Here is a 20,947-nt window from a genome sequence, read left to right as displayed (position 1 = left end):
GGCTTTGCGGCGGTCAAAAGCCCAATAGAGAGAATCATTTGAACGCTTTCCGAGCCCGTCGTTCAGCTCGGGTAAATAGAACAGAGCCCAGTAAGACCAGTCCGGTTCCTGCTGCGTGAAAGATGGTGAAGGGTTCCGACAGGACGATGACGGCGATGATGATGGTGACGACAGGCCCGAAGGCGGCGGTCGAGGAGGTGGCCCGGGCTCCGATCCGCGCCATGCCGGCATTCATCAGGAAGCTCGGCAGCACCGTACCCAGGACACCCAATGCCAGGCCATAGGCCCAGATTTCCGGCTCCAGCGTCAGGTAACTGACGGGACCAGCCAGGATCAGGTTCTGCGCAATGGCACAGACCGCCGCCGTCGACATGCCGATACAGGTAAAGAGCCCGGCACCCATCACCAGCATCTGCCGCTTGGCCAGATGCTGGTAGAGCGCAAAGGTGATGGCCGAGCCCAGCACCAGCAGTGTGCCGATCACCAGGCCGTCCGGATTGATGGCAAGGTTCCAGCCGAAGATCACCAACAGCCCAGCATAGGAGACCAGCATGGAGGGTACTACGCCCCAGACCATGCGGTCGCCAAAGAACCACACGCCGAACAGCAGCACGAAGAACGGGTAGGTGAACAGCACCAGCCGTTCATATTGCGCGGTGACGAAATTGAGCCCGATGAAATCAAGATAGCTGGATAGGTAATAGCCCAAGATGCCGACGGCCATGCTCGCCAGCACGATGCGCGGCGTTAGCAGGTGCCGCAGGTTATCCTCGCGCCGCAGCAGCGTGGCCAGGATGATGAGATAAACCGGCAGCGCCACGATCATGCGCAGGCTAAGCAGCATCTCGGTCGACACGCCATGGCCATAGGCGAGCTTGATGAAGATGCCCTTGGTGGAAAACAGGATCGCCCCCATGACGGCAAAGGCATAGCCGAGAGGGTCGTTGCTGGATGGGGCAGGCGTGGTCGTCGACATGAAGCGGTTCCTGAACGGTCCCGCCTGTCAGTGTCACCGGAGCGCCTGAAGGCGGGTCCGGATGACGAAAAGCTGGGTATCAGCGCTCGTTCCGGTCCCAAGGGGAGCCAGAAAGCCAAATCGTAAGGAGAATAGTGGCGGGCGATCGCATGGGTGAGTCGTAGCGCTGCCGATACGGGACTGACAAGGCTGACCGGCCGATATCGGTTCGGTGCCGGGTCCAAACCGCGATGTCATTCCGGCGAAGGCCGGAATCCATATCCGTTGTTCTCCGCAAATTCAGGCTTGTCGATGGATGCGGACCTGGATCCCGGCCTACGCCGGGATGACATCGGAGCAATTCACCCGCGCGGATGGGCCTTGCGATAGCTATCGAGCAGCCGATCGGTGTCGACCGCGGTGTAGATCTGCGTTGTCGAGAGGCTGGCATGGCCCAGCAATTCCTGGATCGCCCTGAGATCGCCGCCTCGGCCAAGCAGATGGGTAGCAAAGGAATGGCGCAGGGCATGCGGTGTCGCCGAGGGCGGCAGGCCGAGTGCGCTACGCAAATTCACCATCCGCAACTGGATCAGCCGCGGCGACAGGACACCGCCCTTGACCCCACGGAACAGCGGTTCTTCGGGCCAGGATTTGAACGGGCAGAGTTCGAGATAAAGGTCGATCGACTTTCGCACCGGCTCTATCAACGGCACCATACGAACCTTGCCGCCCTTGCCCGTAACGCGGATGACCTGGCTTTCGAGGTCGCCCTTGGTCACAGCCAACGCCTCAGAAATACGCAGGCCCGCGCCATAGCACAGCGACAGCACGGCCATATCGCGCGCCGCGACCCAGGGCTCCTCGCCTTCGTTCCGGACTTCGGTCGTCGTGGCCCGTGCCTCGATCACCGTCAGCGCCTTGGGCAGCGACTTGGGGATCTTCGGCGTGCGAATCACGTTGAGCGCTTCGGTCGTCAGCACGCCCTCGCGCTCGAGAAACCGGAAGAAGCTCTTGAGCGCGGACAGCACCCGGGCCAGCGAGCGCGAGCCCAGGCTCTCATTGCGCCGCTGCGCCATGAAGGCGCGGATGTCGGCGCCACGCAATTCCTTCAGCGTGCTCAGGGTGACCGGTCCGCCGTGGTGGCCGGCGAGGAATTGCAGAAATTGGTCAATGTCGCGGCCATAGGCTTCGAGCGTATTGGCGGTGAGGCGCTTGATCGAGCCCAGCTCGCGTTGCCACGCCCCGATCTGGGCGCGGATGAATTCATCGGTGGCAAAGGCTGAGTCGACCATGCGCCAACCCTAGCCGGTGCGACGATAAAAATCGTTAAGCCTCAGCGAAAGCGCGTGTCGAAATCCGGCCGCTGGCTGGGCGGAATACCGAGGTCGTCATAAAGCCGTCGCGGAACCTCAGGCGGGAGTTTCTGGTGCTCGAGCGCCTGCTGCAGCAGGGCAAAGAGGCTGGCGCGCTCGACGATGTCGAGCAGTGATTGGCCGGTGGAGTGGCGAGCGGTCATATCGGTCATGGCGTCCTCCTGTGCTTGGAGAAACACTCTCTGCCCAGCCGCTGACAGAGCGTGTCAGCAGCGACGGCCTTTGGCAGAATCACTTGCGCTTCCTATGTTCGGGTGCGAACAGAACGGGCACAAATGGAAGACCGTCCAGACATTGTCGCCGTCATGGTGGGCGTGGCCGTCGAGGGCCCCTATAGCTATCGCATCCCGCCCGGCATGGCGGTGACGCGCGGCTCGATCGTGTCCGTGCCGCTGGGTCCACGGCTGACGCTCGGCGTGGTCTGGGGTCCACCCAAGGACATGGTGGCCCATAACCGGCTGCGCGACATCGCCTATGCCTATGATGTGCCGCCGCTGAGCGAAGAACTGCTCAAGCTGGTCGATTGGGTCGCCCGCTATACGCTGGCCGCGCCGGGCCAGGTGCTGCGCGCGGTGTTGCGCTCAACCGAAGCGCTCGATGCGCCCAAGCCCGTCATCGGCTATCGCCGCACCGGCCACGATCCGGAAAAGCTGACGCCGGCACGGCTGCGCGTGCTCGATGCGCTGATGGACGACATGACCTGGCCCAAGGCGGCGCTGGTCGGCGCAACGGGTGTTTCGCCTTCGGTGATCGAAGGGCTGGAGCGGGCAGGGGCGGTGGAACGGCTCGAAATGGCCGCGCCACCCATCGTGTTGCCGCCTGATCCGGATGGTGCCGTGGCGACGCTGTCGGAAGATCAGCAGAAGGCACTGGCCGAGATCACCGCACTCGATCCGCATCAGTTCGGGGTGGCCTTGCTCGACGGCGTCACCGGCGGCGGCAAGACGGAAGTGTTCTTCGAGGCGGTGGCCGATACGCTGCGCGCCGGGCGGCAGGCGCTGATCCTGCTGCCCGAAATCGCGCTGACCAATACCTTCATCTCCCGCTTCACCAAACGCTTCGGCACGCGCCCTGCCGAGTGGCATTCCGATATGACGCCCGCACAACGGGCAAAAGTCTGGCGCGGCGTGCTCGACGGCACGGTGCGCGCCGTGGTCGGAGCCCGCTCGGCACTGTTCCTGCCGTTCCGCGAACTGGGCATGCTGGTGCTCGATGAGGAGCATGATGGCGCCTACAAGCAGGCCGACGGCATCACCTATCACGCCCGCGACATGGCCGTGGTGCGCGCCCATCTGGCCAATGCCCGCGTCATTCTTTCGTCGGCCACACCGTCGGTCGAGACTCGCAATAACGCCAATACCGGGCGCTATGCGCATGTGCTGCTGACCTCGCGCTATGCCGAGGCGGCCATGCCCAATATCACCGCCATCGACATGCGCGTCGACGGTCCGGAAAAGGGACAGTGGATCGCCCCGCAATTGGCGCGCGAAGTGTTTGCCGCGCTGGACCGCGGCGAGCAGGCATTGCTGTTCCTCAACCGTCGCGGCTATGCCCCGCTGACGCTGTGCCGCTCCTGCGGACATCAGTACCAATGTCCGGACTGTTCGGCCTGGATGGTAGAACATCGCTTTCGTGGCGTGCTGTTGTGCCACCATTGTGGCCACGAAATCCGTACGCCCAAGTTGTGCGGCGCCTGTGGTGAGGCCGATGCGCTGATCGCTGTCGGCCCGGGCATCGAGCGGGTTGCCGAAGAGGCGGCAGCGCGCTTCCCTGATGCAAGACGCGTCATCCTGTCGTCCGACATGGGCAGCAATGCCCAATTGCGCGAGCGCTTCGCCGAAATTGAGCGCGGCGAGTTCGATCTCATCATCGGCACGCAACTGGTCTCCAAGGGTCATCACTTCGAAAAGCTCTCTGTGGTTGGTGTGCTCGATGCCGATCTGGGTCTGGCGCATGGCGATCCGCGCGCGGCTGAGAAGACCTTCCAGATCCTGACGCAGGTGGCAGGCCGCGCCGGCCGCGCCTCCAAGACCGGCAAGGCGTTCCTGCAAACCTATCATCCGGACCACCCGGTGATGCGGGCCATGGTGACGGGCGACCGCGAGGCCTTCTACGCTCACGAATTGCTGGCCCGCGAAGCCGGCGGCCTGCCGCCCTTCGGCCGGCTGGCTGCCCTCATCGTCTCCGCCAATGAGCACGACGTCGCTATGGGTTTCGCCAAAAAGCTGCTGTCCGCCGCCCCAATGGCCGATGGCGTCAAGCTCTTCGGCCCCGCCGACGCCCCCATCGCCATGGTGCGCGGCCGCCATCGCGTGCGGCTTCTGGCCCAATCCGGCAAGGATTTCGACCTGTCGGGCTATGTCCGATTCTGGATCGGCTCAGCTGAGAAAGTGACGGGCAACCTGCGGGTGCAGGTGGATATCGATCCGATGAGCTTTATGTAGCCCGGCGCGTCTTGCTAAAGCGAACAGCCAAGGCTGCGACAGGGGTTGCAATCAGGACAAGAAATACCAGCAAGGGCACAGAGAATATCCCGTACCAGAGCATTGCCCTGGTCAATACGGTGGCCCAGAAATTAGCGTCCCGGTATAGGTCCGGGTACAGGTCCTGCAAGGTGATGAAGTCAAAGTAGCCCACTACCACACAACCCAACAGGGTGGCGAGCAGCACGCCGACGGCACCCAGCAACAAGAACCGAGAGCCGAAGTGGTATTGCAGCCCGTGCCATACCAGCCACATGGCGATCAGTCCCGGAACATGCGTTCCGACAATGATGGCCCCGAGAACTCCAAAATACTCCATGTCGCACGGACCGCCCCGCCTGCTGCAAACCCAGCCAAAGCACATGACGCGAAAAGGCAGCGGAGCGCAATCAACCGGTGGTTGGACATGGGCAAGGCCTGAGACACTTCACCCTGAGGCGGTCCCACACGTAGCTACTGGCTGCACACCCAGCGTTTGGTGCGACACCCGCGATCATGGGCCTGGCAGACCGAGATCGCGTTGGCCTCGGCGCTGCGACGGCTTGGACCCCAGTCGGCGCCCCAGCCGCCATTGCGGCCAACGGCGACGGCCCCACATGCGTTCTGAAAATTGACCACGATGCGGCAGTCGCTGGCGCTCTCCTTACAGTAGCTCATAGCCCAGGCTTGGGCGATGCCCTTGGTGTCGTAGTTATAGCTATAGCCGGTCGCGCCGGTTCGCGGCGAATAGGCGATGGAGCCCCATTCGGCGGCCTGGCCCACCATGGTGGCCGACAGCAGCAGAGCAACGACGACGATATTCCTCAGCACGGCCAGACCCTCCAGATGGTGCTCGACGCTACGCCGGATCGAATGGCCTTGCCAGCGATCGCGCTGGTCATGCTTAAGCCGGGTTGCCGGCCATTCGGGCATAGCCCTCATGGCCTCCTCGCCTCAAATCGCTCCACTGGAGCGATTTGCCTACGGACGGCTCGGAGCCTGCGACACTTTCGCCGCATTTGAATCGGCCCCCCAAGCCTTGCAAGCCGCGCGGGGCCTGTGCTAGAGCGGGCGCGACTTTGAAGGGGTCTCCGGACGTCCCCTTTCCCAGATAAGAACAAGCGTCAGCGACCGCCCGGATTTCCGATCAAAACGGGGCGGCTAAGCAGGCAGGCAACCTAGAGGGTGTAGCGGCATTGGCAGCGCAGAATTCAGTGCTTACCCAGATCGCCCGGCCATATGCGTCGGCTCTGTTCGATCTCGCTGAAAGCGAGAACCAGTTGGCATCGGTCGAGACGTCGCTTTCCGACGTTTCCCGCCTGATCGGGGAAAGCGCCGACTTCGCGCGTTTCCTGCGCTCGCCCGTCATCACCGCCGACACCAAGGCCACCACGCTCGATGCGTTGCTCGCCAAGGCCAAGGTCAATCCGCTGGTCGGCAACTTCCTCAAGCTCGTGGCCAAAAACGGCCGCCTGTTCGCGCTGGACGCCATCATCGTCGGCTTCCGCGAGCTGGCAGCCAAGGCCCGCGGCGAAGTCACCGCCGATGTGACCTCGGCTGCGCCGCTCAGCGCCGATCAGGTCACCTCGCTCAGCGAGACGCTCAAGGCCAAGATCGGCAAGACCGTCACGCTCAATCAATTCGTCGATGCATCGCTCATTGGCGGCCTTCAGGTGAAGGTCGGCAGCCAGATGATCGACTCTTCCCTCAAGACAAAACTCGCCGCGATGAAGATCGCCATGAAAGAGGTCGGATAAATGGACATCAAAGCCGCGGAAATTTCTGCGATCCTCAAGGACCAGATCAAGAATTTCGGCCAGGAAGCCCAGGTTTCCGAAGTCGGTCAGGTGCTTTCCGTCGGTGACGGTATCGCCCGCGTCTATGGCCTCGACAATGTGCAGGCCGGTGAGCTCGTCGAGTTCCCTGGTGGCATCAAGGGCATGGCGCTCAACCTCGAATCCGACAATGTCGGCGTCGTGATCTTCGGCAACGACCGTTCCATCAAGGAAGGCGATGTCGTCAAGCGCACCGGTTCCATCGTGGACACCCCTGTCGGTAAGGGCCTGCTCGGCCGCGTGGTCGACGGCCTCGGCAATCCGATCGACGGCAAGGGCCCGATCGAGCATACCGAACGCCGCCGCGTCGACGTCAAAGCGCCGGGCATCCTGCCGCGCAAGTCGGTGCACGAGCCGATGTCGACCGGCCTCAAGGCCATCGACGCGCTGATCCCGATCGGCCGTGGCCAGCGCGAGCTGATCATTGGTGACCGTCAGACCGGCAAGTCCGCCATCATCCTGGACACGTTCCTCAACCAGAAGCCGGCCCACGACGCCAACGCGTCGGAAACCGACAAGCTCTATTGCATCTACGTCGCTATCGGCCAGAAGCGCTCGACCGTGGCACAGTTTGCCCGTCAGCTCGAAGAAGCCGGCGCCCTGCAGTATTCAGTGATCGTCGCCGCAACCGCCTCCGATCCGGCGCCGCTGCAGTACATCGCGCCGTTCACCGGCTGCGCCATCGGCGAGTTCTTCCGCGACAATGGCATGCATGCCGTGATCGCCTATGACGATCTGACCAAGCAGGCCGTTGCCTACCGCCAGATGTCGCTGCTGCTGCGTCGTCCGCCGGGTCGCGAGGCCTATCCGGGCGACGTGTTCTACCTGCATTCCCGTCTGCTCGAGCGCGCTGCCAAGCTGAACGAAGACCACGGTCTGGGTTCGCTGACTGCACTGCCCGTGATCGAGACTCAGGCCAACGACGTGTCGGCCTATATCCCGACCAACGTGATTTCGATCACCGACGGCCAGATCTTCCTTGAGACCAACCTGTTCTTCCAGGGCATCCGCCCTGCCGTGAACGTGGGTCTGTCCGTGTCCCGCGTGGGCTCGGCCGCTCAGGTCAAGGCGATGAAGCAGGTTGCCGGCTCGCTCAAGGGCGAGCTCAGCCAGTACCGCGAAATGGCGGCTTTCGCCCAGTTCGGTTCGGACCTCGATGCCTCGACCCAGCGCCTGCTAAACCGTGGTGCCCGTCTCACCGAGCTGCTCAAGCAGCCCCAGTTCTCTCCGCTCAAAACGGAAGAGCAGGTTGCGGTGATCTTTGCCGGCGCCAACGGCTATCTCGACTCGATCCCGGTCAACAAGGTAGCCGATTTCGAGAAGACGGTGCTGAGCGCCATGCGCGGCAAGCATGCCGAGCTGCTCAAGACCATCGCCACCGAGAAGGCGCTGTCCGATGACTCGCGGGCCAAGCTCAAGGCCGCCCTCGACGATATCAAGAAGACCTACGCGGCCTAAGGCCAGCAGGAGATCTTAGGCCCATGCCTTCGCTAAAGGACCTGAAGAACCGGATCGACTCGGTCAAATCGACCCAGAAGATCACCAAGGCCATGCAGATGGTCGCGGCGGCCAAGCTCCGCCGTGCCCAGGAAGCGGCCGAAGCGGCGCGTCCCTATGCCGAACGCATGGGCAAGGTGCTGGCTGCTCTCGGCGCGGTCTATGACGGTCAGGAAAACGCTCCTGTGCTGCTTGGCGGCACGGGCAAGGATCAGGTGCATCTGCTGGTGGTCGCCACCGGTGAGCGCGGCCTGGCCGGCGGTTTCAACTCGTCGATCGCCCGCCTGGCGCGTGAGCATGCCGCCAAGCTGCTGAGCCAGGGCAAGACAGTCAAGATCCTGACCGTTGGCCGCAAGGGCAACGATATTCTCAAGCGCCAGTATCCCGAACTGATCGTCGACACCTTCAACTTCCGCGAAATCAAGCAGGTTGGGTTTACCCAGGCTAAGCTGGTGGCGGACAAGGTGCTCGATATGTTCAATGCCGGCGAGTTCGACGTGGCGACGCTTTACTTCGCCAAGTTCGGCAGCGTGATCAGCCAGGTGCCGACGGCCCAGCAGATCATCCCAGCCAAGCTCCCTGCCAAGGCCGAAGGCGCTGCCGAGACCTCGGCCGTGCCCTATGAATACGAGCCGAGCGAAGAGGCGATCGTCGAAGATCTGCTGCCGCGCAATATTGCCGTGCAGGTCCTGCGCGCTTTGCTCGAAAACTCCGCCTCGTTCTACGGTGCGCAGATGTCCGCGATGGACAATGCCACCCGCAACGCCGGCGAAATGATCGGCAAGTTGCAGCTGAGCTATAACCGCCAGCGCCAGGCCCAGATCACCAAAGAACTCATCGAAATCATTTCGGGCGCGGAAGCGCTCTAACGCACAAGCGAGGACGAACAAATGGCAGACAAAAAGGCCGGTCGCGTATCGCAGGTCATCGGCGCCGTCGTCGACGTCACGTTTGACGGTCACCTGCCCGCAATTCTCAACGCGCTCGAAACCGTCAACAACGGTCAGCGCCTGGTTCTGGAAGTGGCGCAGCATCTGGGTGAAAACACCGTGCGCACCATCGCCATGGACACGACCGAAGGTCTGGTTCGCGGCGCCGAAGTCAGCGACACCGGCGCGGCCATCTCGGTCCCGGTTGGTCTTGAAACCCTCGGCCGCATCATGAACGTCATTGGCGAGCCGATCGACGAAGCCGGCCCGATCGGCGAGACCGCCAAGCGCGAAATCCACCAGGAAGCCCCGGCTTTCGTCGACCAGTCCCCCGAGAGCCAGGTTCTGGTGACCGGCATCAAGGTTGTGGACCTGATCGCTCCCTATGCACGCGGCGGCAAGATCGGCCTGTTCGGCGGCGCCGGCGTGGGCAAGACCGTGCTGATCCAGGAACTGATCAACAACGTCGCCAAGGCACACGGTGGTTATTCGGTGTTCGCTGGCGTGGGTGAACGCACCCGCGAAGGCAATGACCTCTACCACGAAATGATCGAATCGGGCGTGAACAAGGACCCGCATGAGAACGGTGGCTCGGCTGCCGGCTCCAAGTGCGCCCTGGTGTTCGGCCAGATGAACGAGCCGCCGGGCGCCCGTGCCCGCGTCGCGCTGACCGGTCTCACCGTCGCCGAGAACTTCCGCGACCAGGGCCAGGACGTGCTGTTCTTCGTGGATAACATCTTCCGCTTCACCCAGGCCGGCGCCGAAATGTCGGCTCTGCTGGGTCGCATTCCATCGGCCGTGGGTTACCAGCCGACGCTGGCCACCGACATGGGCCAGATGCAGGAACGCATCACCACCACCAACAAGGGTTCGATCACCTCGGTGCAGGCCGTTTACGTGCCCGCCGACGACTTGACCGACCCGGCACCGGCGACCTCGTTCGCCCACCTTGACGCGACGACCGTGCTGAACCGCGCCATCTCGGAAAAGGGCATCTACCCGGCCGTGGATCCGCTGGCTTCCAACTCGCGCATCCTCGATGCGTCGGTCGTTGGCCAGGAGCACTACGACACTGCCCGCCGCGTGCAGGAAGTGCTGCAGAAGTACAAGGCGCTGCAGGACATCATCGCCATCCTGGGCATGGACGAGCTCTCCGAAGAGGACAAGCTCACGGTTGCTCGCGCTCGTAAAATCGAGCGCTTCATGAGCCAGCCTTTCGACGTGGCCGAAGTGTTCACCGGCTCGCCGGGCGTGTTCGTGCAGCTTGAAGACACCATCAAGGGCTTTGCTGGCCTGGTTAAGGGTGAATACGATCACCTGCCGGAAGCTGCCTTCTACATGGTCGGCACCATCGAAGACGCCGTCAAGAAGGCCCAGAAGCTGGCTGCTCAGGCTGCCTAATCTACCAATCGGGCTCGTCGCACGCGGCGAGCCTCTCTTCCGCTAAGGGACCCAAACAATGGCTGATGGCCTCAAGATCGAGATCGTGTCGCCCGAGCGGCTGGTGCTGTCGGAAGTCGTGACCTCGGTCACCGTTCCGGGCACCGAAGGCTATTTCACCGTGATGGACGACCATGCGCCGTTCATGACGACGCTGCGTCCCGGTTTCATCACCGTCAATGGCCTCAACGGCCAGGACGCGATCTACTTCGTCAAGGGCGGTTTTGCCGACGTCTCTCCCGAGGGCCTGACGATCCTGGCCGAACAGTCTTCGCCTTTCGCCGAATTCGATCACGCCGACCTCGCTGCCCAGATCAAGGCTGCCGAAGCCGAGCTGGCCACCGCCGCGACGCCGGAAGACAAGTCCTACGCCCAGGAAATCGTCTCGGCGCTGCTGAACCTGGCCATCGAAGCCGGCCAGATCAACGGCGGCCACGTCCACTAAGGACAGCGCTACTGGATTTTGAAACGCCCGTGGAGCGATCCGCGGGCGTTTTGCTTTGATCGAGCCAACGACGACACTGGTATCGGGTCCAACCCACCACCCCCTCCCATCCTCCCCCTTCAAGGGGGAGGTGCCGTTCTGTGTGTTGAACTGCATCGAGCTAAACGAGTGGAGCGGACACCTCCCCCTTGGGGCCACACACTCGGAGGCCCAACTTATCCATCTTCTCCCCACCCCCTAAACCCGTGCGACACTCTCCCCATCACTCCACACGGCGGCCTGCAGGCGAACAGTGGTGGGGTGAGTCGGGTGGGGATTTTGCCTTCTCCCACAGGTTCGCGTTTCGGCCGTGAGAGGCTATGACCTCCCGCCGCCGGAAACGTTCCAAAAACCGGCACCCCGAGGCGGTGATCGTCTCACTAAACTAAAACTCAGGGGCGAAAGCCGCCTCGGGGCCCGCCCTCGCTGCCATCTTGGCATGCGTCGCCATTCGATAACCGCGTCACAGGCGGCGCTTTGGCACGCGACTTCACCGCTAAGTCGTTGGGTGCACAAGATTTAAGCAACTCATTGATCCGCATGCGAAAAATGCAAATATCAACACTCGCTTAAGGAAGACAAGGCACTCTGCCTGCCGGGGAAGAGGCAAAGTGCGTCCAGAAGGACGCCGGCTTACCGGAGACACAGAATGGGTTCGCTGCTCGGCAATATTCGCCTCACCTTTGCCATTGCCTCCATGTCGATCTGCTCGCTGGCGATTGCCATCGCGGCAGTGATCGCCGGGCTCTTTATCAGTCTCTCCAATACCGCCAGCGCCGACGCGGTCCATGAAGTGGCCAGCGCTACGCGCATCAGCACATCCATCCTCCAGGTCAACCTGCCAAGCCTCGAAATTACCTCCGACGAGGCCGGCAATGTCGCAGCGCTCACCATGCGCTCCATGCCACGCTTCCGCACGCATGACGTGATCGACACCATAGCCCGGGTGGCCGGGCAGGATGCCGCCGTCTATGTCTACAATACCGAAGTCAGCCCCGACCTCGTGGTCGGCACATCGAGCCTGCTCAAGGCTGACGGCGAGCGCCAGCTCGACACACCGATCCTTGCCGGCACACCGCTGTTCGACGCGATGATGGCCAATACGCCGGTCCAGGCCGAAGAGACCATCAACGGCGTCGGCTATTTCACGCGCTATCAACCCATTGCCATGGCCGATGGCACGGTCATCGGCGCCATGCTGGTGGCCGTCGCGCGGGCGCCGATCGAGGCCGTGATCGGCCAGAACCTTGTCATCCTGGTAGCCGTCGGCGGCGCTGCGCTGCTGATCATGGGCGTCATCGCGCTGCTGTTGTCGCGGGCCCTGACGCGACCGATCCCCCGCCTGTCCGGGGTGATGAGCGCCATCGCCGAGGGCGAGCTCCAGACGGAGGTCCCCTATACCGGCAATCGTAACGAGATCGGCGCAATGGCGCGTGCGGTCGAAGTGTTCCGCACCAACTCGCAGCGCGTCGCCGAGCTCGGTGAAGAGACCGGCCGCCACTTGGTGACCGCCGCCGATCATACAGGCCAGCTCAACGCGATTTCTATGTCGCAGATGGTGGTGGAGTTCACCATGACCGGCGACGTGATCACCGCCAATGAAAACTTCCTGGAGCTGCTCGGCTACCGGCTGGCCGACATTGCCGGCCGTCCCAACGCGCAATTCCTGTTCGATGCCGAGCCAACGTCAGCCAGTTACCGCCAATTCTGGCTCGACCTGGCGGCGGGCCAGTTCAAGAGCGGCGAATATCGCCGCCGGACCCGTGATGGCCGCGAGGTCTGGATCCAGAGCACGTTCAGCCCGATCCTGGGGCTCGATGGCGTGCCCTACAAGGTCGTGCAGTTCGCTACCGATGTCACAGCGCGCCGGCAGGCGGTGGCCAGCGTGGGCGCGAGCCTAGTCGAACTGGCCAAGGGCGACCTGACGCAGAGTATCGAGACTGCCTTCCAGCCCGAATTTGAAGAGCTGCGCCATGCCCTCAATGGCACCGTCGCGCGATTTGCCGACGTGGTGAGCCAGCTGCGCACCACCTCTCGTTCGCTCCGCTCCGCGACCGGCGAAATCCTCAGCGGCGCCAACGACCTCTCCGAGCGCACCACAAGGCAGGCCGCCACCATCGAGGAAACCTCGGCGGCCATGGAACAGCTGGCCGGCACGGTGGCAGGCAATTCCCGCATGGCCGACGATGCCGCCAGCAAGGCCATGGCCGTGTCCAAGACCGCCGGTGAAAGCGGCACTGTGATGACCGAGGCCAATGCCGCCATGGAGCGCATCACGCAGTCCTCGGCGAAAATCTCCAATATCATCGGGTTGATCGACGATATTGCCTTCCAGACCAACTTGCTGGCGCTCAATGCCTCGGTCGAGGCGGCTCGAGCTGGTGATGCCGGCAAGGGCTTTGCTGTGGTGGCGGTGGAAGTGCGACGCCTGGCCCAATCGGCGGCCAGTGCCTCGGCCGATGTCAAAACCCTGGTTGAGCAATCGGCCAGCGAAGTCCGCGGCGGCAGCAAGCTGGTGTCCGATGCTGCGACGCGCCTTGCCGAGATGCTGGAAGCGGCTCGCGAGAACAGCGCGCTGGTCCAGGCCATTGCCCGCGCCAGTCGCGACCAGGCTTCGTCGATCGAGGAGGTGTCTGGCGCGGTGCGTGTGCTCGACGAGATGACCCAGCACAATGCGGCGCTGGTGGAAGAGACCAATGCGGCAATCGAGCAGACTGAGGCGGAAGCCCGGACGCTTGATGGCATCGTCGACATCTTCGTTTTGTCCGATGGTCAAACATCTTTGACGGGCCAAGAAAGACCCAGATACCGCGCGGCATGACGTTTCTAAACTTCTACGACTAAGGGAATTCACCGACTCTTTACTGTAGTGGCCAATACTCATCTCCAAAGCCGTTGCTCATTGCGCGGCGGAGGAGATGAGCTGATGACTATGCATACCCTTTTGCGTCCGGCCCTGATGGGCCTTGGCCTTGCCGCCGTGCTGTCACTGGGCACGGCAACTTTCGCCCAGGACGAATTCACCGCGCCGCTGACCGAGCTGGCCAAGGGCGAAATCGCTGCCTTCGCAAGCGACCCGGCGCTGATTGCCGCTATCGCGGCGCAGAATGCCGTTACCGGTGCTTATGACCAGGCTCAGATAGACGCGCTCGATACGCAGTGGCGCGCTGAAGTGGGCGCTGCCAGCAAGCCGCTGATCGATGCCACCCTGGCCAATGCTGCCTCGCAGTATCTGGCCGGCGTACAGGAAGCCTCGGCTGGCAAGTACACCGAAATCTTCGCCATGGATGCCAAGGGCCTCAATGTTGGCCAGAGCACGCTGACCTCCGACTACTGGCAGGGCGACGAAGACAAGTTCACCGCCAGCTTCGGCGCCGGTGCCGATGCCGTCCATATCGGCGAGATCGAGCAGGACGAAAGCACCCAGATATTCCAGAGCCAGGTGTCTGTACCGATCACCGACCCGGCTACCGGCGCGGTTATCGGCGCCATCACCGTGGGCGTCGACGTTTCCATGCTCTGATCCCTCTACGGCCGCCACTGACTGGCGGCCGTGCCCTTTCTCCGCCTAGAGACCTGCACATGTTCAAGCTCACTCTCGCCCGCAAGATCGTCGGCCTCGTGCTGTTGGCGCTGATCGTCGGCTCCGCCGCCATCAGCTACGCCGTTACCAGCCAGAACGCCAACTTGCTCAAGAGTGAACTGGAGCAGGCTAATGTCACAGTGTCGATTGCCGGCACCGAGCAGCTTGCTGGTGGCATCCGTTTCGGCAAGGCCGATACGGTTCTGGCCGTCTACGATGGCCTTGAGACCTCGCTCGGCGCGCAGTTCGCCGCCGGTGCCAGCTACGACCCGCAGGGCGCCATGATCGCGGCGACCGCCGATGGTGCGGACCATACCGCCGCTCTGGACGGCGTGGCTGCCAAGGCCCTGGCCAGTGGCGCTGTCGAGGCGCACTCCCAGGGCGCTATCATCTATGTGGCAGTGCCCGCTCGGTTCGGGCCGGACAAGGCCGTGGTTGGCACCGCCGCCTTTGCGTGGGATATGACCGAGAGCCTGGCGCGACAAGGCCAGACCGTGATTACTGCGGCAATGGTCGGCGTCGCCGTCATCGCGGCGATGATCATCGCCCTCTATTTCTTCATCCGTCTCACAGTCACCGGACCGCTGCTGGGCCTGGTCCGGGCCGCGACCCAGATCGCGCAGGATCCGGCATCGGTCGAAGCCGTGCCGGCTATGACCCGCAAAGACGAGCTGGGCGAGATGGCCCGCGCCGTGGCAGTGTTCAGGGACAATGGCGTCAAGGTTGGTGAGATGGGCTTGGCCGAAACGCAGCAGCGTAGCCGGGTCGCCAGCGAACGTGCCGCCATGATGTCGTCGCTGCGCGCCGCCTTTGGCGAGGTGGTCGACGCAGCAGTGGCGGGTGACTTCACGCGGCGCGTCGATGCCAGCTTCCCTGACGACGAACTCAACGATCTGGCTGCCAGCGTCAACGAACTGGTCGCCACGGTTGATACGGGTCTGGCGGAAACCGGACGGGTATTGGCCGCGCTTGCTACCACCAATCTGACGGTCCGCATGACCGGCGACTATCGTGGTGCCTTTGGTGCCCTCAAGGACAGCACCAATCAGGTGGGCGAACAGCTCACGCATATCGTCACCCAACTGCGCCAGACCTCGCGCGCGCTCAAGACCGCCACTAGTGAAATTCTCACCGGCGCTAATGACCTTTCCGAACGCACGACGCGGCAGGCCGCGACCATCGAGGAGACTTCGGCTGCTGTCGAGCAGCTTGCCGGCACCGTCGAACAGAACGCGGTCCATGCTGCCGAAGCCAGCAGCAAGGCTGAAGCCGTCTCGCGCTCTGCCGAAGCCGGCGGCACCGTGATGAGCCAGGCCAACGAGGCCATGGTGCGCATCACCGAAAGCTCGGCCAAGATCTCCAATATTATCGGGCTGATCGACGACATCGCTTTCCAGACCAACCTGCTGGCCCTCAATGCGTCCGTGGAAGCGGCCCGAGCTGGCGATGCCGGCAAGGGTTTTGCCGTGGTGGCCGTCGAAGTGCGTCGCCTGGCGCAGTCTGCCGCCGGTGCATCCGCAGAGATCAAGCAGCTCATCGAACGCTCGACCAGCGAAGTGGCTGCCGGCTCGCGGCTTGTTGCCGAAGCGGCTGGCCGTCTTGACGGCGTGCGTGATGCCGTTCGTGAGAACACCGTTCTGCTCGAGGGCATTGCCCAGGCCAGCCGAGAACAGGCTTCGGCTATCGACGAGGTCAATATCGCGGTGCGCCAGCTCGACGAGATGACCCAGCACAATGCGGCTTTGGTGGAAGAGACCAATGCCGCCATCGAACAGACCGAAGGACAGGCGAGCGAGCTCGACCGTATTGTCGATGTATTCACGCTTGACGAAGAAGCAACGCCGATCCGGGGCCGACGCGCCGCCTGATCATGGTTGCCTATTCGTTAAGCAGTTAGGTCCATACTGACCCAAACTGAAACGAGGGCGTCACCAAATGAAGTTTGCGACCATTGTGGCCGGCGTTTGCGGCGCCGTTCTCGTCACCGGCACCCTGCTTGTGGGCTCAAGCTACTATGTAGGCCGAGCCTTCGAGGCCACCAGTACCGAATCGGCCACGCTGATGCACTCCATGCGCGAACAGATGTTTGCCGACATGATGCACGACGCCATGCGGGGCGTGGTCTATCGCTCGCTTTATGCGGCGAGTACCGGTGACGCTGCCATTGCCGCCGAGACCCAGGCCGAAATCGTTGAATATGGCGACAATTTCATTGCCGCCATCGACGCCCAGAAGGCGCTGGCCTTGCCGGCCGATATTCGGGCAGCCCTTGATGGCGTGGCGACCGTGCTGCAGGCCTATATCGCTTCGTCGCAGGCCATTGTCGCCCAGTCGACCGGTGGCGACATTGACGGCGCCAAGGTGGCGCTCGCCGGCTTCGAGACCAGCTTCGGTGACCTTGAAGGTGCAATGGAAAGCGTTTCCGACACGATTGAAGCCGGCAACACACGCAATGGCGAGGCTGTGGCCTCGGCCATCCTGATGTCGCGCATCGCCAACGTTGTCGGCATGGTGACGATATTGCTGTTGGCCGGTGCCATGCTGCTGCTGAGCCGCCGCTTCGTGATCGCGCCGATGTCCGCCATGACCTCGAGCATGCAAGGCCTGGCCGATGGCAAACTTGACGTGCCGGTCCCCGAACACCAGCCAGTGAACGAGATTGCCACCATGGCTGTCACGCTCGGCGTGTTCCGCGATGCCTTGCGCAGCCGCGCCGAACTCACTGCCAATGCCGATACAGCGGCCGAACTCAACGCCCGCCGTGCCAGCCAGTCGCTGCAGCTCAACCGGAGCCTAGCCGAAGTGGTCGGCGCCGCCGCCAACGGCGATTTCTCGCGCCGTGTCGATGCCGGCTTCGAGGATGGCGAGCTGCGCGAGGTGGCCGGTGCGGTCAACAATTTGGTTGGTGTGGTCGATAGCGGCCTCAACGAGACCAGCAGCGTGCTGGGTGCGTTGGCGCGGGCCGAGCTCGACCAGCGCGTGCGCGGCGCTTATCAGGGCGCCTTCGGACGCCTCAAGGACGATACCAACGCGGTGGCCGACCGGCTGACCGATATCGTCACCCAACTGCGCGGCACCTCGTCCGCCCTCAAGACCGCGACCGGCGAGATCCTGTCGGGTGCAAACGATCTGAGCGAACGCACCACCAAGCAGGCCGCGACGATCGAAGAGACCTCGGCCGCAATGGAGCAGCTGTCGTCCACGGTGGTCGACAATGCTGCCAAGGCTGAAGCTGCCAGCCGTCAGGCCGGTGGCGTGTCGCGCAGTGCCGAAGAGGGTGGCGCGGTGATGAGCAAGGCAACTGCCGCCATGGAGCGCATCACCGAGAGCTCGACGAAGATCTCCAACATCATCGGGCTGATCGACGATATTGCCTTCCAGACCAATCTGCTGGCGCTCAACGCCTCGGTGGAAGCGGCCCGTGCCGGCGATGCCGGCAAGGGTTTTGCCGTCGTGGCCGTGGAAGTGCGCCGTCTGGCACAGTCGGCGGCGTCTGCCTCGTCCGACATCAAGGCGCTGATCGAGCAGTCGGTCAATGAAGTGGCGGGCGGCTCCAAGCTTGTGTCGGAAGCCGCCGAGAAGCTGGCCGATATGCTGGCCTCGGTGACCGACAACCACCAGGCGCTCGATGCGATTGCCCGGGCCAGCCGCGAACAGGCTTCGGCAATCGAAGAGGTCAACATCGCTGTCCGCACCATGGACGAGATGACCCAGCACAACGCCGCCTTGGTCGAACAAACCAATGCGGCGATCGAACAGACCGAAGGCCAGGCCAGCGAGCTCGACCGCATCGTGGCGGTCTTCCAGATCGGCAATGTGCAGTCCGGGCGTCGCGCGGCTTAGGTCAGCGCGGCCTCGACCAGCGCCTTGGCGTGGAGATCGGTGGTGTCGTAGACCGGCAGCGGGCTTACGGCATCGTCGATCAGCATGGTGATTTCGGTGCAGCCCAAGATCACCGCTTCGGCGCCGCGCGCCGCCAGTCGTTCGATGGCCGTGACGTAGATATGCCGCGACTCGTCGCGGATAATGCCGCGGCAGAGTTCCTCATAGATGATGCCGTTAAGATTGGTCCGATCGACCTCGGGGATCAGCGCGGTCAGTCCGCGCTCGGCCAATCGGTTCTTGTAAAAGCCCATTTCCATGGTGAAGCGGGTGCCCAGGAGGCCCACCGTGGCAAAGCCATCCGCCAACAGGGCATCGCTTGTGGGGTCGGCGATGTGGACGAAGGGTACATCAATGGCGGCGGTGATCTGATCGGCGACGATATGCATCGTATTGGTGGCCAGCCCAATCACCTCGGCGCCGGCCGTCTGCAAACCGCGCGCAATCCGCGCCAGTTCTTGCCCGGCGCCGTCCCAGTCGCCAGCCGACTGCATCGCGGCGATTGGCGCAAAGTCCACCGAATGGACGATCACAGGCGCCGAGTGCAGGCCGCCCAGCCGGGCCGCCGTTTCCTGGTTGAGCACGCGGTAATAGTGGGCGGTCGATTCCCAACTCATGCCGCCGATGAGGCCTATCGTTTTCATGGTAACTGCGCTGAGATTGGCGTTGGGGCGAGTCGAAACGGGCGCTCTTCGAGAACCGGACCGGAGCGTACATCAGGTACGTGAGGACCGGAAGCGCAGGAGATTGCCCGTTGCAGGCCGCCCCCGGCGCCAAGCTCGAAGCAGTTTAGGTGTGAGTAAAGCGCTGCGGGATATCGGCGAAGGCGTCGACCACCTTGTCATAGGCATCCTTCTTGAACGGCACGATCAGCGCCGGGGTGCGGCTGAGCTTTTCCCAGCGCCAGGCGTCGAATTCGGCCGGCACTTTGCCGCCACCGGGATTTGCCACGTCGATCTCGCTGTCCTTGCCGGTAAAGGCAAAGGCGAACCAGCGTTGGCGCTGGCCGCGGAATTTGCCCTTGAGCGCAATGCCGAGGGCCTCGTCGGGCAGGTCGTAATAGATCCATTCCGGCGCCTCGGCGAGCAGGCTCACCGAGACGATATTGGTTTCCTCATGCAGCTCGCGCAAAGCGGCGCGCAGCGGGTCTTCTCCCTTGTCGATGCCGCCCTGCGGCATCTGCCAGGGGGCCTCCACTTCCGAGCGATCCTCGGTGCTCTCGTCCGGCTTGCGACGGCCGATGAAGACATTGCCCTGGCTGTTGAACACAGCAACACCGACACAGTCGCGATAGGGCAGGGTCTGGCGGTCGGGGCGCTGGGTGGACATGGCAAACCTATTTCATGAGAGCGCTGGCCGGGACCAGCATGATGCCCTTGGCTTCGAGTTCGCGCGACCATTCCGAAACAGCGGCGATCGATATGGGCAGGGCGCTGACAATACCGATTGCGTGGCCATTCTCCACCGCCTTGGCTTCAAGGCTGGCAAGCGCTGCGAGAATGGATTGGCGGGACGGATTGGCGTCGATCACCAGGTCGGCGCGCGAGAATGGCACGCGATTGCCCTGTGCCAGCTGCGGCGCCAGCGAGCGATTGGACGAGCCGTCATCAAGATAGCCAAGCCCGCGCGCGCCCAATTCTTCCATGACGGGCGAGAAATCGGCTCCGGAAGCGGTGAAGCGTGCCCCCATATTGTTGATCAGACCAACGTAGCCGCCGAAGCGCGCCATCAGCCAGAACAGCTTGTCGAGATTGGCGCGGGGCGGTTCGCCGGTCAGCAGTGTCTGCGGGCCGGGATCGTTCTGCGGGTAGTCGAACGGCTCGAGCGGAATTTCGAGCAGCACTTCGTGGCCGGCGGCGCGGGCGGCCGCGACGGTGGTGGTCAGCGTCTTGCCATAGGGGGCAAAGGCCAGGGTCACATCCTCGGGCATCTGGTCGATGGCATCGAGCGAGCCCTGTTCGTTGATGCCCAGGCCCGTCACCACGATAGCGATCATCGGCCTGCCGCTGGCCACAGCGGCAACGGCCGGGCGAGCATAGGCGTCGAAGGGTTTCATCCCCGCGGCAGAGATGCGCGGGATGGGGCCATCTGCCGTTTCCTCGCTCAGATCGGGCAGGGCGCCGAACATGTCGGGAAGGCCCGATATCGAACCGGCGCTGCTTGTGCCGGGATCGACTGCGGTGATCGAGCTCCCGGCAGGAAATTGCTGCGGATCGGCGGTGATGGTCACCGGCTCGGTCGAGACGGCATTGGCCACTTCGTTGGCATTGCGCGTGGTGGTGATAGCCACCTCCTCGCTGGGCCGGCCACCATCGGGATCGTCCACCATCACCAGTCTTATGGCAAAGGCTATGCCGATCAACGCCAGCACGGCAAACAACGTGCGCGCGATGGGCAGGTGCCGCTTGGCGCCAGGTTTGCGCTTGCGGCCGGTCAGGGGCGTGCTGAGGTCATTGGCCAAAGGCATGGTCCCAAAGAGGAGAGGGGCAAGGCAGCGAATCAGCCGC

At 63.2% G+C, this 20,947-nt stretch carries 18 protein-coding genes; 10 read left to right on the top strand and 8 right to left on the bottom strand.

Translation table 11 applies throughout. The features are described 5' to 3' along the window. Nucleotides 1-34: 34 nt before the first annotated feature. The 3 genes from IM737_RS12045 to IM737_RS12035 all read right to left on the bottom strand — a co-directional run bounded on the left by IM737_RS12045 (nt 35) and on the right by IM737_RS12035 (nt 2,480). On the bottom strand, nt 35-976 hold the full coding sequence (locus IM737_RS12045) for a DMT family transporter (RefSeq protein ID WP_236894174.1): 942 nt from the start codon (nt 974-976) through the stop codon (nt 35-37). Nucleotides 977-1,317: 341 nt separating this feature from the next. Next, nucleotides 1,318-2,247 (bottom strand): tyrosine recombinase XerC, encoded by a 930-nt coding sequence (locus tag IM737_RS12040; RefSeq protein WP_236894173.1) that lies wholly within the window; start codon nt 2,245-2,247, stop codon nt 1,318-1,320. A gap of 41 nt (nt 2,248-2,288) precedes the next feature. Next, nucleotides 2,289-2,480: a hypothetical protein gene (locus IM737_RS12035; protein ID WP_236894172.1), complete on the bottom strand. Its 192-nt coding sequence runs from the start codon at nt 2,478-2,480 to the stop codon at nt 2,289-2,291. A gap of 123 nt (nt 2,481-2,603) precedes the next feature. Between IM737_RS12035 and IM737_RS12030 the strand changes: the two genes are divergently transcribed. Further along, nucleotides 2,604-4,772 carry a primosomal protein N' gene (locus IM737_RS12030; protein ID WP_236894171.1) on the top strand — a complete coding sequence of 723 codons (2,169 nt, stop codon included), beginning with the start codon at nt 2,604-2,606 and terminating at the stop codon, nt 4,770-4,772. On the opposite strand, the gene IM737_RS12025 is transcribed toward IM737_RS12030, so the two are convergent. Both IM737_RS12025 and IM737_RS12020 read right to left on the bottom strand, forming a co-directional pair. Next, nucleotides 4,765-5,130, bottom strand: a complete 366-nt coding sequence (locus IM737_RS12025) for a hypothetical protein (RefSeq protein WP_236894170.1) — start codon at nt 5,128-5,130, stop codon at nt 4,765-4,767. The genes IM737_RS12030 and IM737_RS12025 overlap by 8 nt on opposite strands. Before the next feature lie 134 nt (nt 5,131-5,264). Next, complete coding sequence (locus IM737_RS12020; protein WP_236894169.1) at nt 5,265-5,723, bottom strand: DUF4189 domain-containing protein; 459 nt, start codon at nt 5,721-5,723, stop codon at nt 5,265-5,267. Nucleotides 5,724-6,004: 281 nt separating this feature from the next. Here IM737_RS12020 and IM737_RS12015 point away from each other — a divergent pair, with 281 nt between their 5' ends. From IM737_RS12015 to IM737_RS11975, 9 genes are all read left to right on the top strand, one after another. Further along, entirely contained in the window at nt 6,005-6,547 is a 543-nt protein-coding gene (locus IM737_RS12015; RefSeq protein WP_236894168.1) for a F0F1 ATP synthase subunit delta, read from the top strand. Beyond that, a complete protein-coding gene (gene atpA / locus IM737_RS12010) occupies nt 6,548-8,083 on the top strand; it encodes a F0F1 ATP synthase subunit alpha (RefSeq protein ID WP_236894167.1) in 1,536 nt (511 codons plus the stop codon). A gap of 23 nt (nt 8,084-8,106) precedes the next feature. Continuing rightward, nucleotides 8,107-8,991 (top strand): F0F1 ATP synthase subunit gamma, encoded by an 885-nt coding sequence (locus IM737_RS12005; RefSeq protein ID WP_236894166.1) that lies wholly within the window; start codon nt 8,107-8,109, stop codon nt 8,989-8,991. Between the two features lie 21 nt (nt 8,992-9,012). Continuing rightward, nucleotides 9,013-10,452, top strand: a complete 1,440-nt coding sequence (atpD, locus tag IM737_RS12000; protein WP_236894165.1) for a F0F1 ATP synthase subunit beta — start codon at nt 9,013-9,015, stop codon at nt 10,450-10,452. 58 nt (nt 10,453-10,510) lie between these two features. Beyond that, nucleotides 10,511-10,936, top strand: coding sequence for a F0F1 ATP synthase subunit epsilon (locus IM737_RS11995; RefSeq protein WP_236894164.1), 426 nt, complete (start codon nt 10,511-10,513; stop codon nt 10,934-10,936). Nucleotides 10,937-11,624: 688 nt separating this feature from the next. Next, nucleotides 11,625-13,796 (top strand): methyl-accepting chemotaxis protein, encoded by a 2,172-nt coding sequence (locus IM737_RS11990; RefSeq protein WP_236894163.1) that lies wholly within the window; start codon nt 11,625-11,627, stop codon nt 13,794-13,796. A gap of 105 nt (nt 13,797-13,901) precedes the next feature. Continuing rightward, nucleotides 13,902-14,498, top strand: coding sequence for a hypothetical protein (locus IM737_RS11985; protein WP_236894162.1), 597 nt, complete (start codon nt 13,902-13,904; stop codon nt 14,496-14,498). A 59-nt stretch (nt 14,499-14,557) separates the two neighbouring features. Next, a complete protein-coding gene (locus IM737_RS11980) occupies nt 14,558-16,426 on the top strand; it encodes a methyl-accepting chemotaxis protein (RefSeq protein WP_236894161.1) in 1,869 nt (622 codons plus the stop codon). 67 nt (nt 16,427-16,493) lie between these two features. Then, entirely contained in the window at nt 16,494-18,401 is a 1,908-nt protein-coding gene (locus tag IM737_RS11975) for a methyl-accepting chemotaxis protein (protein ID WP_236894160.1), read from the top strand. On the opposite strand, the gene IM737_RS11970 is transcribed toward IM737_RS11975, so the two are convergent. The 3 genes from IM737_RS11970 to IM737_RS11960 form a co-directional block, all read right to left on the bottom strand. Next, nucleotides 18,398-19,084, bottom strand: a complete 687-nt coding sequence (locus tag IM737_RS11970) for an aspartate/glutamate racemase family protein (protein WP_236894159.1) — start codon at nt 19,082-19,084, stop codon at nt 18,398-18,400. The two genes, IM737_RS11975 and IM737_RS11970, sit on opposite strands and share 4 nt — an antisense overlap. Before the next feature lie 145 nt (nt 19,085-19,229). Beyond that, nucleotides 19,230-19,769, bottom strand: a complete 540-nt coding sequence (locus IM737_RS11965) for an RNA pyrophosphohydrolase (RefSeq protein WP_236894158.1) — start codon at nt 19,767-19,769, stop codon at nt 19,230-19,232. 7 nt (nt 19,770-19,776) lie between these two features. Then, nucleotides 19,777-20,901: a divergent polysaccharide deacetylase family protein gene (locus IM737_RS11960; protein WP_236894157.1), complete on the bottom strand. Its 1,125-nt coding sequence runs from the start codon at nt 20,899-20,901 to the stop codon at nt 19,777-19,779. Nucleotides 20,902-20,947: the final 46 nt, after the last annotated feature.

Origin of the sequence: Devosia sp. SL43 (assembly GCF_021729885.1) — a bacterium.
Taxonomy (GTDB): domain Bacteria; phylum Pseudomonadota; class Alphaproteobacteria; order Rhizobiales; family Devosiaceae; genus Devosia.
The sequence above is the reverse complement of the archived record's forward strand: the minus strand, read 5'-3'. Positions and strand labels throughout refer to the sequence as shown.